Genomic DNA, 14,754 nt, shown 5'->3' on the forward strand with positions numbered 1-14,754 from the left:
GCGTCAATTGCTACCTGCTTTTAAAACAGTATTAACCTGTGTTACCCAAATGCCGAAACCTACATCGTTCCAATGTGCATCGCTACGGGAGTATAGGTTTCTTTTATCTTGTTTGAAAATGTTATAGACAGAAATGAGAGGAACGCTTGTTTTATTTTCAATCCTCGGGCCTAAATGATTATAGTTTAACCGATGCTCATCATAAATTGATGCGGCGTTAGGTATAAGCGACAGGTACACTTTTTTAAAGCCCAGCGATAGGTAATGCTTTTCATCGGCTTTGAGGCTTATGTTTACAGAATCGACTTCGGTATCTGATAACGACCTGAATACAGATTGATTAGAAGTAGTATCCACAGTGCTGTTTAACAACAATCGTTTTTTATCGGTACTCACGGCCACCTCTTTAGGTAAACGTCCTAAAATATGATAGTTGAATGCTGCTTTAATTTCTTTAAAAGGCGTGAATAACTTATCATCAAAAAGTAACAGCTCGATGTTTTTATTGAGGTCTTTATTAAAGATGATATTGCCCAGGCGTTCAGGCAATGAAACCGGTTTGAAGGCCGGAGGCACATCGGCATCGTTTAAGATTTCGAACGATTTTTTTGAACGGTAGTTGGCAATATTCAACTCCGAAAACTCCATGATGAGGTAGTTTTGTTTGGTGGTATCAGGTTTGATCGGGCCGAATGGAAACCGCCTGTCCAGGAAAACTACCTGGTCAAAACCATCAAAGGCGTTATTGAAATTTTTGTCTGCTGTAAAACTATCACCGATAATGTAGAGTACTTTATTGGTAGGAGCTTTATCAGCCCGGTTATCGTAAGTTTTAAACGGGATTAGTTTTATCCTGTATTCGGGGATGAAACTGATACCGTACAAGTCGCCATAATCCCATCGGTCGCTGCGCATAAAAACTTTGCGGTAAAGTGATTTTGGTTTCGCGCTGTCTGGCGTAAGATGGTCGAAATATCTGTCCTGCTTAACCCGGTTTATAAAACCCTGGTTCATGGCTGTTAGTAATACGGCCAGGCTTGCAATGGTGATCAATATGCCGGTTATCTTACGCATTAAAACTGGAAATAAATAAACTGGGCCTCGTTAAAAACACCCAGAAAGTAACACAATATCAAGAACGCAACCGAGGCCAGTATTTTTTTAGTGATGCTAAGGTCCGCGATCTTATATAGTTTTTTTTCGCCGGCCACCAATAAAACGATAATGAGCAGGCAATAGAAGATCTCTTTTACATTCATCAGCCCGGCTGCTGTATAGCTCATGTTATGGAACGTTACGATACGGCCGAGCATAAAAAACGCGTCTTGAATGGTATGCGCCCTGAAAAAGATCCAGGCAAAAAGCAAGTATAAAAAGGTGAAAACTACGCTCAAGCTTTGGTAAAGTGGGGCAGGAATCTTCTTCGCCAATTTGGCCCTACGCTTTTTGGTATAAACCTCGTAACACATAGCTACAGCATGCAATAAGCCCCAGATAATAAAAGGCCAGCCGGCACCATGCCATAAACCGCTGATGAAAAAGGTAACCGTTAAACCGAAATATACCGCTCCCTTGCCCCAATCGCGTTTGTTGATTAGGATGGGTGTAAATACATAATCGCTAAGCCAGGTGGAAAGCGAGATATGCCAGCGTCGCCAGTACTCGGTGATAGAGGCGCTGGTGAACGGGTAGTTAAAATTCCGCATCAGTTCGATGCCGAGGGTAAGCCCCGCACCCACGGCAATATCCGAGTAACCGCTAAAATCGCAATAGATTTGGAAGGCGAAAAAGAAAATGCCCACCATCATATCCAAAGCCGAATGGGCATGTAGGTTGGCAAAGAGCGGATCCACGTATAAACCCAGCCTATCGGCTATCACTACTTTTTTAAACAAACCTACCAGCATCAGGAAAATACCGGTGACCAGGTTTTTAGTATTGTAGTTATTAACCCTATGTAGCTGTGGCAAAATATGCTGCGGCCGCTCAATTGGCCCTGCTACCATTTGCGGGTAAAACATTACATACAGGGAGTAAATGCCCAAATGCCGCTCGGCCTTTTGATTGCCGCGGTACACCTCGATGGTATAACTCATAGCCTGAAATGTATGGAACGATAACCCGATGGGCAAAATAAAATTAAGCAAAGGGATCTCGGGCGCGTGGAACGAGGAGCCGATAAAGTTGATATTTTCGGCCAAAAAGTTGAAATACTTATAAAAAGCCAGTACACCGATGTTAGCCGCCAGACTTAGGATAAGAAAAAGCTTCCGCTTTTGCCCCTCCGATTTCTCGATCACTATACCGGCTATATAATCAACAATAATGGTGAAAAAGATGATGAGGATATATACCGGCTTAAAGTACATGTAAAAGTAACAGCTTGCAGCCAGCAGCCAGCCCCAGCGGGCTTTGTGGGGCAGCAGGTAGTAAACAGGCGTTACTATCAGGAAAAAAAGCAGGAACAGGAGCGAGTTAAAAAGCATTGGCCGGGCGAAGGATTATTTCTGCGTTTTTTGTGCTATCATGGCGCACATATCGCCAATGTTTTTCCAGGTATAGATCTCGGCAGTGGTGAAGCGGATGCTGAATTTTTTTTCGATAGCTACAATCAGCTGGATGTGGTTTAACGAATCCCATTCTTCTACATCGGCGGCGGTGGTAGCGGGTGTAAGCACGATGTCGTCGTTTTCTAATACATCTTTAAAAATATCGTTAACCTGTGTAATTATTTGTTCGGTAGCCATTATTGTTTGCCGGTTATAAATGTTTGTTTATTGATGTAATTGTCTGTATTAAGTTCCCAAACATCACCGTTTTGGGTGAAGCCCAGGTTTTGATAATGATCTTTTACGATGCCGTTCTTTTTAGTAGGCAGGTATTCGCCCACAATTTTGCCGAACCCATTATCCCGGGCAACTTGTACGATATTGTTAAGCGTGAAGTTTTCCATTCCGCGTTTTAATACCCGGCAACTCATGATCCAGGTATCGATAAAAAGGTTGTCTTCAGTTGTTTTTTTGAGGATGATCACGGCTATCAATCCATTATCGCCAAATTTATCTTCGAGGTTAAAAGTTAGCGTAAAATGATCTTTCGAATTGCTGATCTCTGTGATATCCGCATCGTTATAGCGGATGGTACGCAGGTTAAACTGGTTTGAGCGCAAAGTTAATTGCGCAACCCGCGGCAAAGTGAATTTATCAACAGCGTTCACTCGTGAGTGCATATCCAAACTGGCCAAATAATCAGCCTCGTTGGCAAAGTTGTTTTGCAGACTGGTACGCTGTGCCTGTTGGCGGTATTGCTCGGTGCGATCTTTATCATCTTCGGTGAAAGACGCGGTATCAAACAAATTTAGTTCCCGCAAAAATAGCATATAATCGGCAGGGTCATCGGGTAGGGAAGGCACCGTTAGTTCGGGAATGGCCGATTTGACCATTTCGCGTTCAAAGGGGTTATCATCCAAAAATACCATGCTGTCCATCCCAATGTTCAGTACCTGTTGTATGTAACGGATGTTATCAACTTTGTTTTCCCAGTTGGCTACAAACAGGCTAATATCATCCAGTTTTAGTACCATATCCGGGTGAGAGATGAATGGTTCTTGCGCAATTTCAAGTGTATTTTTGCTGCATACCGCCAATATAATGCCCCGATTTTTTAACTCGCGGCACCAAAGCTGCAACTGGGTAAAAGCTTTACCCATACCCAGGCTACCTATCATAATATTCTCCATACCATCATCGCCAATAACGCCGCCCCAAAGGGTGTTATCCAGATCAAGCACAAGGCATTTTTTTGATTTGCCGAGTGTCGACGCGATGATTTGGCTGATGCTTTGACCAATGGCCGGTAAAAAATCAATCCCGAATACCATATCGGCATTAATATACATTTTGGTATCGAAGGTGTTTTGGTATCCCTTAAACGAAGATAGGGAAGCGAGATCTGTAATATGCAGACCTGTATTTTCTACAGCAAGGTCCATTAAACCTAAGTTTAATTTTCGCAACTGATATAGAAACGAGGTTTTTGTTTTAGCCGCGTAACTGCCAAAAACCTGATCATTTATCTCAACATAAGTATTGATGATAACCTGGGTTTTTAAGCGTTGGGATAGCGTGGTATAAAGATCGGCTGTTTTGGCGATCACCTCATTAGCAAACCCCGCGCGGTTATCCTCCTTATAAAAGCTATGCAGTAAATGCTCGGTTGATTGGATGATAACGATGTAGGAGGGGGCGAAGGCATATAACTCAGATGTTGGATCGTAAACCTGTTGTTCAATCTGGTTATAATCGGCCTCGTATAATTCCAGCTTTAAACCCAGTTCTACGCCATAGCCTCTTATTGCGGTATTTATAAACTGCGATGCGCTATCGGCCAGCAATGCTACTTTAACGGGTGTTAAGCTGGTAATATCTTTTTTTAAATTTTTTTTCAGATCGGAGAATGACAGCATTTATTGAAGCTTAATTTTCCTGTTTGTATTTGTTGATAAACCCATCGATATCAAAAAAGTGTTTCTCTACCTCAAGGATCTTTTCATCATCAAAATCCCACCACTTAATTTTTTCAAGGGCTGTTATTTGCTCGTCGCTAAACCTGAACCGCACAATTTGGATAGGTGAGCCATAGGCTACCGCATAAGGAGGGATATTTTTAGATACAACCGCGCCTGCACCAATAATAGCGCCGTTACCTATGGTAATGCCATCTAAAATGGTAACATTCATGCCTATAAAAACATCGTTGCCTATGGTAATGGGTGCCCTTTCGGTAATTTTATCTTCTTTGGCATAATGAAACCCAGCCTGGTTTTGCGTTGAATAAAATACCGGCGATGTTGATAAGCCATTAGTTGGATGGATACCCCAGCCGCAAATTACATTAGGCCCTATAGAACAAAATTTCCCTATTTCGCAAAAACTGATAAATGAGTTGCGGGCGATATAAGTTCCCTTACCAATTTTGCTTTTAACAATAGTATATGGCGCGAAAATATTGGCGTTACCGGCTTCAGATTCTGTTAGTTTGCTTGGTACTATGCTTGAGCCTTTAATAGCCCTAAGCCATTTGAGTTCGTGTATTTCGGGGATGAAATAACCCAACAGACGAAAAGATCTACGCCTTATCCAGTTTTTCATTTCGTTTTGATGGGAGTAAAACGTTGAAATAGTGAATAAAGCTTTATCCTGATCCGGTTTAAAAACGTGATCCTTTTCCACTCATGTACAGCGCCATGCGCACTTTCGCTCCAGATCATTTGATGGTCGGCCTCCCACTGTTCCTTCATTTTGGGAGAATGGGTTTTGGCCTCGTCATGGATATGCGCTACCGATAAAGGTTGTTTGATGAACAGCCTGCGGTGGCCTTTCACCAGCCTCAGCCAAAGTTCATAATCCAAGGCGCAATGTAATTCTTCCCAAATTGGTTCGTGAATTTTTGCACTCCAGAATGTTGAAGGCTGTACCAAACCTGGGATTTTAATGAAGTAGTCAATAAAAGGCAGGATACGGTTAAGTTTGTCCTGGCCGGTTAACACATTGCGGTCAATTCCATAACCGTAAATAAAATCGACCTTAGTTTTTATAAAGCTGGTTATTACCTGTTGAAAAACGCCTTCCAGGTAATAATCATCACTGTTGATCCATGCATGATAATCGCCCGATGACAAGCTAAAGCCCATGTTTATAGCGTGACTTTGGCCGCGATCTTTTTCATGCTGATGGTAGCTGATCCAGGGGGCATATTTTTCGATGATCTGTAGTGAGCCATCGTTGCTGCCACCGTCCATAACGATATATTCAAGGTTGGGATAGTTTTGCAATAGCACTGCCCGGATGGTTTGCTCCAGGAAACCCGCCTGGTTGTATGACGGGGTAACGATGGTAAGCTTTGGCCAGTTTGTTTTTTTACTGTAAACAGCCGGATCGGTTTGCCTGTCCCATGGCCAGCCTGTTTTACCGGAAGGCGGAGATGGCAAACTATTCAATAAGCCATCTTCCGCATGTTCAATAACAGGCAGTGGCAATTTAACTCCTTTGGTAATGAAGTTTGATTGGTAAGATGACAAATCGGGCAGGTTCAAATTTTAAACTGTTGTTAAAGTTTTCATATAGCTGATAAACCTTTGCTCTTCAGCCGGGCGTTTTAGCACAGATGGCTGGGTAAAGTTTCCGGATGATAAGATAGCTTTCAACTCGTCATAACTATCGTAAACCATTATCCCGGTTACCAGATCGCAGCTCCGGGCTGCGTGCGTGTTTGCAATAACAGGTAAGCCGGCAATCAATAACTCGGGTATGCGTGTTAAAGCCCCACCCGAAGGTTGCTGATGGATAACCGCGCAATCCGAATCGGCTATCAACTGAGCTAAAGTATTGTTATCGACAGATCCCCATACCCTAATATTTTCTGCCGGGAATTTATCTTTTAACACTTCCGAGCCAAAGCCCGCGATATGGATATTAATTCCTTTTATAGTTTGTATTTGCTGTAACAGTTCACTAAAACCGGTAAGTGTTGGCTGGTTGTGGAATGTTCCGAGCAGCAATATATTTTGTTCTGTATTCTCAGTTTTATTGCTTGCCAGCTCTCGTTTTTGCCTAATCTGTTTTAGAAAATCTTCGGCAGCCGGGGCCGGGTAATAGGGGAGGTACGCTGCATCAATGCCATAGTTAGAAAGCAGCCAATGCTCCTCGCGCGAAATGGTGAACACTTTTTTACATAGCTTTAGATAATCCAGCTCTTCAAATAGCCATTGCGGCGACGGTTTGTTTGAAAACACGCTTTTATTACCTGCCACTAACGATTCGAGGTTATGCGGTAAGGCTACAACCGGAACATGATGCTTGTAAAGAACTTCGGCCAGTAAAAGGTTATACTCAACCGTCGATTCCCAGATAAAAAGATCTGGTTTATGTTGTTTAACAAACTGTTCAAAAATAGCCTTGTAGCGGCCAATGGCATAGTTGTTTTTGTTACCGGCTCGCAGGGTTTTGGTTTGCTGCAGTCCGCTTAAATAAAAAGAGAGTTTGCTGCCGGTAGCTATGGTATTACTCAGATCAGCCTGTTTTGCTTCAATCCTTGCCTCGGATAGCAAATGATCTATCTGCGAGGCGCGTTTATTACCGCCATGCCCAAAGGCATCGGGTAAAAAATGAGCATGTTTATAGATATTAGGCAACAGCTTTTTTAGATAAACTAAGATTTAATTCCCTGACCCTGATCGCATCGTCAGAAACTCCGGCCATTTTTGTGCCATTCAGCAGATAAATTACCTCGGCCTCATAAGCGTAATGCCACTTTTTAATGCCCGGAATTATTTTGCAGGCCAGGTAGCGTAACCAGCTTGCAACAAGCAATAAGTTTTTTTTTAATGCCGATAAGCTGTTGATGCCGATCTGTTTCCGGTACAGGTTGAGCACCCGGGTTTCATGATCATTAACATTCAGGAGTTTATCTCGATATTTTTCAGTTAGCCTATCAGATGAAATATGGTGCTTAAATACCAGCTCTTCATCATAATAAAGGCTGTAACCGGCTAAGATAAACCGCATGCAAAGTTCAACATCTTCGGCGCGGGCACTTTCTGTTTTATCGGGGCCAAGCAACAGGGATGAAATATCACGGTTAACCTTTTGGTAAAGCGATTTGCGAAATACCATGCCCGCCCCCCATAAATATCCTTTAGTCGATACATCGCCCGATGTTGCTGCCGGTTTGCCCACCGCATATATCTGCTGATATTGTGCAAACCATGAGGGGATTTCCTTTTCCGTAACGGCTATACCTTGCCCGCCAGCGGCTGCAACCAATGGTTTGGTATTGATAGTTTGGTAGGCCTTGTTAATATACCCCGCATTTAACCAATTATCATCATCGCAGATAACGATGTATTCGTATTTAGCGTTATTAACACCTGTTGCCAGGGCGTAATACTTGCGTGGGCGTGATTCGGTTAAAATAGAAAAGCCCACGTTAGGCAAATCGTATTGTTGCCATTCAGAACGGGCGACTTCGGCTGTCGCGTCGGTTGATGCATTATCTACAATAATGATCTCCCAATTTATTTCTGCAGGCACTTCTTGCGCTGCCAGGTGGCTGAGTGTTTGAGGCAACTGCAGCGCGCCATTATAAGTGCAAATGATTACCGATATGCCCAACTGCGCAGTGTTATCCATTCGGTAACATTAGGCTTTTTAACAGCGAAGCGTCTTCGGCTGTTAACAGAAACGATCGCTTCATGAGTTGGTTATTAGCCATCATCTGCTTATCAATCGTTTCGGCATCTTTATCTATTAATAGAAACAGTTTTACCACTTCATTAAGGTTGCGGCAAACGTTAATGTAATCGTACTTCTCATCCGCAAGGAATTCGTCACAATTGCAAAAAATGGTTTTGAAGCCGAGGTTAATACTATCTATAGATGAGTAGCCCATAAAACTGCCAACGGTAAAATTTAAGAAGTAACCGCTTTTAAGCTCTTCACTCAGTTGGGCCATCGGGATTGATCTTTTGGTGAAAGCGATATGCTCTGTAACCCCCAATTGCTCAGCCAACCGGATGGTGTTTTCATATATAGCGTTGTCCTCAATAGCACCAATAAACGTTAGCACAAAGCCCGTCATGCCCTGCTGTTTAAGCTGATGGGCCATATTTACCAGGTCGGGGAAGGCGTTCTTATCCCCCGCTACACGGGCTACCAGGTTAATCCTGATCATTGATAAATAATTTTGCCAGCACCATTTTGGCTTTTATAGCATTACCGTACTGGCTGAAAAGTTCAGTCTCCTGGTATTTATTGATGCTGACGATAGTATCATTGGGATTGCCGAAAATCTCTTGTTGATAGGCATATTCCCGCTTAGGGAATTGAACAGCGTTGTTCACATTCCAAAAAAAGCGGTGGGAGTGTAACACGGTGTCAAAAACTTTATCCACGTTATAAAGGCCTATGGTGTGGATGCTTTTATAATATTTTGCTGCAAAATATTTTAGCTTAACAGCCCACCATGCTGAACGCATCATTTTAGCTGGTGCCCTGAAATGTTTTATGTTATTAATACGTGTGCGCACTACTTTAACACCCTGAGTTTTTAAGATGCGATCATAATGTTCCTCATCGTAACTATCCAGTATAAGCACCGTGGGGTTTATATTGTTCTTTTGAGCGAAGGTTACCAATTCAATCAGTAGCTTCTCTGCACCACCAATACCCAGCCTGTTACTGATGATCAGGATATTATTCATAAAACTGTTGGATAGCTTTGCATACATAAGCGATCTCCTCATCAGTCATGCCCGGGTTAAGGGGCAGGCTCAGGCAGGTTTCGGCCATTTCTTCGGCTATCGGGAAATCGCCTTTTTTATAGCCCAGATGCTCGTATGCTTTTTGCAAGTGTGGTGCAACAGGATAGTGGATGCCTGTACCAATGCTGTTATCATTTAAATACTTTTCAAGCTCGTCGCGTTTGGTTGTTCGCACTACATATAAATGATAAACATGGTCCGCGCGCGGTGCGGTAACCGGTAATATTAGATCAGGGATACCGGCGAGTGCTTTGGTATATGCGTCGGCTATTTGCTTACGCTCATCAAGCCAGCTGTTGAGGTATTTTAATTTTACTGAAAGAAATGCAGCTTGCAATTCATCCAGCCTCGAGTTTACGCCAATAACCTCGTTATAATATTTTTTCTCCGATCCATAATTGCGAATCAGGTTTGTTTTTTGGGCAAGAGCGGCATCGTTGGTGGTCAAAGCCCCCGCATCACCATATGCCCCCAGGTTTTTTGTTGGATAAAAGCTGGTTGCGTTAATATTGCCAAAGCTGCCGGTAAGTTTGCCGTTATAGGTACAGCCTTGTGCCTGAGCATTATCTTCAATTACAAACAAATTATACTTGTTTGCAATCTGAATAATGGTATCCATCTGGCATGCCTGGCCGTACAGGTGTACAGGCATTATCACTTTAGTTTTTGGGGTGATGGCCGCCTCAAGCCGGGTTACATCAATGTTATAAGTTTGCGGATCGGGTTCAACGGGAACAATCGTTGCGCCCGTTTGCGATATGGCCAGCCAGGTGGCTATGAATGTGTTTGATGGTGTGATCACCTCGTCACCTTCTCCAACTTCCAATGTTTTTAGGGCGATGTGCAAGGCATCAAGTCCGTTGGCTACGCCTATGCAATGCTGTACCTGGTTGTATTGGGCATAGGCCTGCTCAAAGCTCGTAACCTCCTTGCCCAGTATGTACCACTTGTTTTGAAACACACGCTCAAAAGCCGCGCGGATCTCATCTTCAATTAAATCATTCTGAGCGGTAAACGACAAAAAAGGAATGTTCATCAGGGATTTAAAAGGTTATAACGGTTGCCCCCCAGGAGTAGCCTACACCAAAACCGGCCAAAAGCCATTTTGCATGCGCTGGGGCTGGTTTTTGTTCCATGGCTTCATAAAGCGCAATGGGTACCGATGATGATACCGTATTACCCACGTTGGCCATATAGATATAAAAATTTTCGGCAGGGATCTCCATCTTTTTGCGCAGGTGCTCCAGCATATATTGGTTAGCCTGGTGCAAAATAAACTGGTCGATCTCGGCTTTATCCAAATTGTTTTTAACTAATGTATCGGCAATAAGACCGGGGACGGCCTGTGATGTGAACGCGAAGATTTCCGGCCCGTCCATATGTAAATGCCCCGGCGATTGTTGGTTGCCGTAACCATCCTTCACACTATCAGCGTTTTTATCCGGGTAGCGGATGGCTCCTTGTTTTACCATCAGGTTTTCTGCTCCTTTACCATCGGTGCCTAACTCAAAATCGCCGATAGCTGCAAAACCATCGGTACTAATAAGCGTAGCGGCGGCGGCATCGCCAAAAATGGTACGGTTGCCTTTATCGCCGGGATGGATAAATTTCGAATAGGTTTCGGAAGTGAGCAGCAGAATGTTTTTGGCTATCCCTGCAGCTACCAATCCTTTGGCCAAAGCCAAACCATATATATAGCCCGAACATCCCAAATTAAAATCGAGCGCTCCTGCTTTTACCGGGATGCCTAATTTATCCTGGATAATGCAGGCCGTAGTGGGTAAAAAATAATCGGGACTTTGGGTGCAGTAGAGTATAAAATCAATTTCGGCAGGATTGATGCTATGCTCCGTAAAAAGTTTTTGAGCGGCAGCAACGGCCATGTCTGATGCAAACTCATCCATAGCGGCAATATGCCGGGTATCAATACCTATTTTGTTGGCTATTTTCTCCACGCCCCATTCCGGAAACAACGCCGATAACTCGGCATTGCTTAACTGCTGCTGGGGTAAATGATACGAGATTGCTTTAATAAAAGCCTGCATTACTGAATTGTAAAGCCTCCATCCAATAATAGAGAGATGCCGGTTACCCACTTGCTGGCGTCGGACAGGAGGTAGATGATAGCGTTGGCCACATCCGTAACTTCGCCATAGCCCAATGGATATTTGCTTTCATCCTCGGCCATTTGTTCGGCCGAAAATGCGGTTGTATTCTCGATCATCTCCGTACGCACCATACCCGGCGACACGTTGTTCACTCTTATTTTTTGCGGGGCAAGCTCGAGCGCGATAACCTTTTGCATGGAGTTGATAGCACCCTTTGATGCGCTATACATCGAATTGCCCTTAGCCCCAATAAAATTACCACCTATGGATGAGATGAATACGATGGAGCACTTTTTATTAAGCTTCTTTTTCTTCAGCAGCTTGCTGATCAACAATACCGGTGCATAAAAATTGGTTTGCATAATATTGTTCAGCTCGGCGTGGTTAACAAACTTAAAAGGCAGGGTTTTAACAATGCCTGCCGAAAGTACCAGGCCATCTAAAGGGGGTAGAGCGTCGGCCAGTAGGTCGGTTTCTGCATCTATGGTTAAATCGGCAATGTGTTTTTGGTGATTGCCGGGTTCTAATTGTTGCAGGGTTTGCTCCAGCCTGCCGTTATCGCGTGCGGTGATATGTACAGTAGCACCCATCCCGGCGGTGGAGATAGCTACCTGCCGCCCGATACCGGATGATGCACCGGTAACTAAGATGTTTTTATTTTGTAATGAGAACGGATTATCCATAAGTGATCAGGTCTGGCACAACAAGCCTGTTGGTTTTGCAAATTAAACTTGCCCATGATAGGCCTACACCAAAGCCACAGGCGATGATCTCATTTTCGCCATTGCGTAAACTTTCGGCGGTTTCGGTAACCATGGTTAGGGGAATAGTGGCGCTGCTGGTGTTGCCAAAGTTTTTTAACGAAAGCGGTACTTTATCTTCTGGCAGCTGAAGCTTTTTCCTGATACGTTCGTTCATCATCAGGTTGGCCTGGTGAAAATAAAAGTGGTTCACTTGCCCTTTGTCAATGCCGAATTTATTGATGAGCGCGTTAACCGTTTCCGGCGCTTTTGAAATACCGAACGAGAATACATCCATACCATCAAGCGTAAGTTCCAGGTTATTGCGACTTATACCATCGCTAATCGGGTTTTCTTGCAGCGATGCCTCGTTAAAACGGTTGCGGTATCCGCCATCATTAATGATGATAGCCTGGTAACCGCTGCCATCTGTACCTAAATGAAACTTAATGCCTTCTTCGCCTTCAACAAATTCAAGTGCGGTGGCAGTGCCCGCGTCGCCGAAAAGCGGGTAGGTGCTTTTATCGTTTTTTGATGATGTCATTGACGATGTATCCCCGGCCAGCAACAAGGCTTTTTTGATGGTGCCCGATTGCATATAGCTACCCAGCGTGCTCAAGCCATAAACAAAGCCCGAACAGCCTAACGAAATATCGAGCGTAAAACACTCTGTTGATAGGCCCAACTGGTTTTGTAAAATGCAGGATGTTGCGGGTAAAATATAATCGGGCGTTTGGGTTACAAACACCAGGCCGTCAATATCTTTTTTATCCCAGCCCAGATCCTCTATCAGCTTTTCGGCTGCTTTAAAGCAAAGGTCGGATGTGCATGTGCCTGCTTTTACAATGCGGCGGCGTTCAACCCCTGTGGTTTTGATCAGCTTTTCCACATCGGGCGCGGCAATATTGGTTATTGCCGTATTCTCTTCAATGGTTTGCGGTACACAGGCGGCTACCCCTTTAATCGCCACATTTTTTATATGCAGGAATGCCATTACGCGTTTTGTTTTGAAGCTACTATGTTGTATATATCTTCAATAGTTGATGATTTTCTAACATCATCACCGGTTAACCTTACCGAATAATTTTGATCAACCATGGCTATTACTGATAACGCTGTCATTGAACTCCATTCATCATTTTCTTTAAACAGGGTATCGGCCGCAAACTGGTCTGCAGGGATCTCGTCAAATTGTTCTGCAAATTCCTGTACAAATGTTTCAATGTTCATGCTGTTGTTATATTGATGGTTGTATAATGCTTGTTAAAAATTCTTTTTTACGCTGATAATCTGCCGCGTTCATATACATGTAAACGTTAAGGTCATCCTCGCTTGTTACGGTGAAAAACATTTTGTGATAGCGGAGCAGCTTTTTATTGTCTTTTCGTACATCTATCACGCAGCGGTCAAATTTAAATTCTTCAAAAATCGCGGTGGTCAGGAACAGATCAGCCCGGATGGAATTTAACTCGTCCTGCCCGCTTTTGGCCAGCCAGCTACCCGAAGTTACAGTATTGTGCTCAATATTATATAGCCTGAAAACCCCCAAAGGCTCATTTTGCTCATCGGTATATAAAAAGTAATATTCAAGACCGCGGGCCTCCCGTTCTTTGTATTTACGGATCCAGGCTTGTTGCGCTTCAAGTTCATTGCTAACCGGCGATACATGCTTGGCCAGCCTCGGATCGGTACGGAGGCTCAAAATAAATTCGGCATCCTGCTCCTCAACCAGCCTGAAAATTAATCCGTATTGATGCGCGGGTAATTGTATCACAGGTTTTTGTATTGTTTAAAATCCGGGTAATCGCGCAGGTAATCCTCTTCGGTATAAAGCATCGAAGCTAATACCAGGCAAATAGCCCCTGATGAAAAGTTTGAAATATCGCGCCAAATGCCGGGTTTTACATGCAATCCCATGTAAGGGCGGTTTAGCTGTACTGTTTTTTTGTTGATGCCATCATCAATAGTCAAATCAAAGCTCCCGCTGGCTGCCACTATAAATTGCTCCAATTGTTTGTGCCCATGCGCAGCGCGGGATTCGCCGCCGGGAATATCATATAAATAGTAAACCCGTTTTACATCAAACGGTACGTGAATGTTGTTTTCTACAGGTGTAATGTTACCCGCCCGGTTATGGATGCGGCGCAGGTGGATGATGTTGCAATCAAAAACGGTGGTTGTTTTACTGCTCATGTGCCTTGCTTACAAACTGGTCAAAATCCCTGATATAGTCCTGTTCATCGTACTTACCATCGGCCAAAATCAATGCCAGTGAGTTGGTGGAGAAATTCTCGATCTCCCGCCACATCATTTTAGGCACATATAAACCGTAGTATGATCGGTTCAGGCTGAACCGCATTTCTTTATCACCATCGTGCAGTACCACATCAAAGCTGCCGCTTAGTGCAACGATAAATTCCTGCAAACTGAGGTAGGCATGCCCGCCGCGCCGCTCACCACCCGGTACGTCGTAGATCCAGTAAGTGCGCTCAATTTTGAACGGGATATGGTTGTTTTCTTCGATGAAGGAGAGGTTCCCCCGGTCATCTAAAAATTTAGGCAGTTGTATAATGTGTGGAACTTCCAT

At 43.8% G+C, this 14,754-nt stretch carries 18 protein-coding genes; all 18 read right to left on the minus strand.

The genetic code is table 11. The annotated features are described in order from the left end of the window. Positions 1-3 precede the first annotated feature (3 nt). Genes AAFN85_RS10410 through AAFN85_RS10495 form a run of 18 tightly spaced genes read right to left on the minus strand, consistent with a single transcriptional unit; the run spans position 4 to position 14,754 of the window. Complete coding sequence (locus AAFN85_RS10410; protein ID WP_347527153.1) at positions 4-1,074, minus strand: hypothetical protein; 1,071 nt, start codon at positions 1,072-1,074, stop codon at positions 4-6. Beyond that, the gene (locus AAFN85_RS10415) at positions 1,074-2,486 is read right to left on the minus strand and encodes an MBOAT family O-acyltransferase (protein WP_347527154.1); all 1,413 of its coding nucleotides are present in this window, start codon (positions 2,484-2,486) and stop codon (positions 1,074-1,076) included. Before AAFN85_RS10415 ends, AAFN85_RS10410 begins: the two co-directional genes overlap by 1 nt. A gap of 15 nt (positions 2,487-2,501) precedes the next feature. Beyond that, positions 2,502-2,747, minus strand: a complete 246-nt coding sequence (locus AAFN85_RS10420; protein WP_347527156.1) for an acyl carrier protein — start codon at positions 2,745-2,747, stop codon at positions 2,502-2,504. After that, a complete protein-coding gene (locus AAFN85_RS10425; RefSeq protein WP_347527158.1) occupies positions 2,747-4,465 on the minus strand; it encodes an HAD-IIIC family phosphatase in 1,719 nt (572 codons plus the stop codon). The genes AAFN85_RS10420 and AAFN85_RS10425 overlap by 1 nt, the downstream gene beginning before the upstream one ends. Positions 4,466-4,475: 10 nt before the next feature. Then, positions 4,476-5,150 (minus strand): CatB-related O-acetyltransferase, encoded by a 675-nt coding sequence (locus tag AAFN85_RS10430; protein WP_347527159.1) that lies wholly within the window; start codon positions 5,148-5,150, stop codon positions 4,476-4,478. After that, a complete protein-coding gene (locus AAFN85_RS10435; RefSeq protein WP_347527160.1) occupies positions 5,147-6,094 on the minus strand; it encodes a glycosyltransferase family 2 protein in 948 nt (315 codons plus the stop codon). Before AAFN85_RS10435 ends, AAFN85_RS10430 begins: the two co-directional genes overlap by 4 nt. A 3-nt stretch (positions 6,095-6,097) precedes the next feature. Next, positions 6,098-7,192 carry a glycosyltransferase gene (locus tag AAFN85_RS10440; protein WP_347527161.1) on the minus strand — a complete coding sequence of 365 codons (1,095 nt, stop codon included), beginning with the start codon at positions 7,190-7,192 and terminating at the stop codon, positions 6,098-6,100. Then, positions 7,185-8,189 (minus strand): glycosyltransferase, encoded by a 1,005-nt coding sequence (locus AAFN85_RS10445; RefSeq protein ID WP_347527162.1) that lies wholly within the window; start codon positions 8,187-8,189, stop codon positions 7,185-7,187. The genes AAFN85_RS10440 and AAFN85_RS10445 overlap by 8 nt, the downstream gene beginning before the upstream one ends. Next, positions 8,182-8,730: a hypothetical protein gene (locus tag AAFN85_RS10450; protein WP_347527163.1), complete on the minus strand. Its 549-nt coding sequence runs from the start codon at positions 8,728-8,730 to the stop codon at positions 8,182-8,184. Before AAFN85_RS10450 ends, AAFN85_RS10445 begins: the two co-directional genes overlap by 8 nt. Then, on the minus strand, positions 8,717-9,259 hold the full coding sequence (locus AAFN85_RS10455) for a hypothetical protein (RefSeq protein ID WP_347527164.1): 543 nt from the start codon (positions 9,257-9,259) through the stop codon (positions 8,717-8,719). The genes AAFN85_RS10450 and AAFN85_RS10455 overlap by 14 nt, the downstream gene beginning before the upstream one ends. Then, positions 9,252-10,355: a DegT/DnrJ/EryC1/StrS family aminotransferase gene (locus tag AAFN85_RS10460; RefSeq protein WP_347527165.1), complete on the minus strand. Its 1,104-nt coding sequence runs from the start codon at positions 10,353-10,355 to the stop codon at positions 9,252-9,254. The genes AAFN85_RS10455 and AAFN85_RS10460 overlap by 8 nt, the downstream gene beginning before the upstream one ends. A gap of 7 nt (positions 10,356-10,362) precedes the next feature. Beyond that, positions 10,363-11,364, minus strand: a complete 1,002-nt coding sequence (locus AAFN85_RS10465) for a ketoacyl-ACP synthase III (protein WP_347527167.1) — start codon at positions 11,362-11,364, stop codon at positions 10,363-10,365. Next, complete coding sequence (locus AAFN85_RS10470) at positions 11,364-12,110, minus strand: SDR family oxidoreductase (RefSeq protein ID WP_347527168.1); 747 nt, start codon at positions 12,108-12,110, stop codon at positions 11,364-11,366. The genes AAFN85_RS10465 and AAFN85_RS10470 overlap by 1 nt, the downstream gene beginning before the upstream one ends. After that, complete coding sequence (locus AAFN85_RS10475; RefSeq protein WP_347527169.1) at positions 12,103-13,161, minus strand: ketoacyl-ACP synthase III; 1,059 nt, start codon at positions 13,159-13,161, stop codon at positions 12,103-12,105. Before AAFN85_RS10475 ends, AAFN85_RS10470 begins: the two co-directional genes overlap by 8 nt. After that, on the minus strand, positions 13,161-13,397 hold the full coding sequence (locus AAFN85_RS10480; RefSeq protein ID WP_347527170.1) for a hypothetical protein: 237 nt from the start codon (positions 13,395-13,397) through the stop codon (positions 13,161-13,163). Before AAFN85_RS10480 ends, AAFN85_RS10475 begins: the two co-directional genes overlap by 1 nt. Positions 13,398-13,404: 7 nt before the next feature. Beyond that, on the minus strand, positions 13,405-13,941 hold the full coding sequence (locus tag AAFN85_RS10485) for a GNAT family N-acetyltransferase (protein ID WP_347527171.1): 537 nt from the start codon (positions 13,939-13,941) through the stop codon (positions 13,405-13,407). Next, entirely contained in the window at positions 13,938-14,360 is a 423-nt protein-coding gene (locus AAFN85_RS10490; protein ID WP_347527172.1) for an FdtA/QdtA family cupin domain-containing protein, read from the minus strand. The genes AAFN85_RS10485 and AAFN85_RS10490 overlap by 4 nt, the downstream gene beginning before the upstream one ends. Then, positions 14,350-14,754, minus strand: coding sequence for an FdtA/QdtA family cupin domain-containing protein (locus AAFN85_RS10495; RefSeq protein WP_347527173.1), 405 nt, complete (start codon positions 14,752-14,754; stop codon positions 14,350-14,352). Before AAFN85_RS10495 ends, AAFN85_RS10490 begins: the two co-directional genes overlap by 11 nt.

The sequence above is a fragment of the Mucilaginibacter sp. CAU 1740 genome (assembly GCF_039839285.1).
Classification (GTDB): domain Bacteria; phylum Bacteroidota; class Bacteroidia; order Sphingobacteriales; family Sphingobacteriaceae; genus Mucilaginibacter.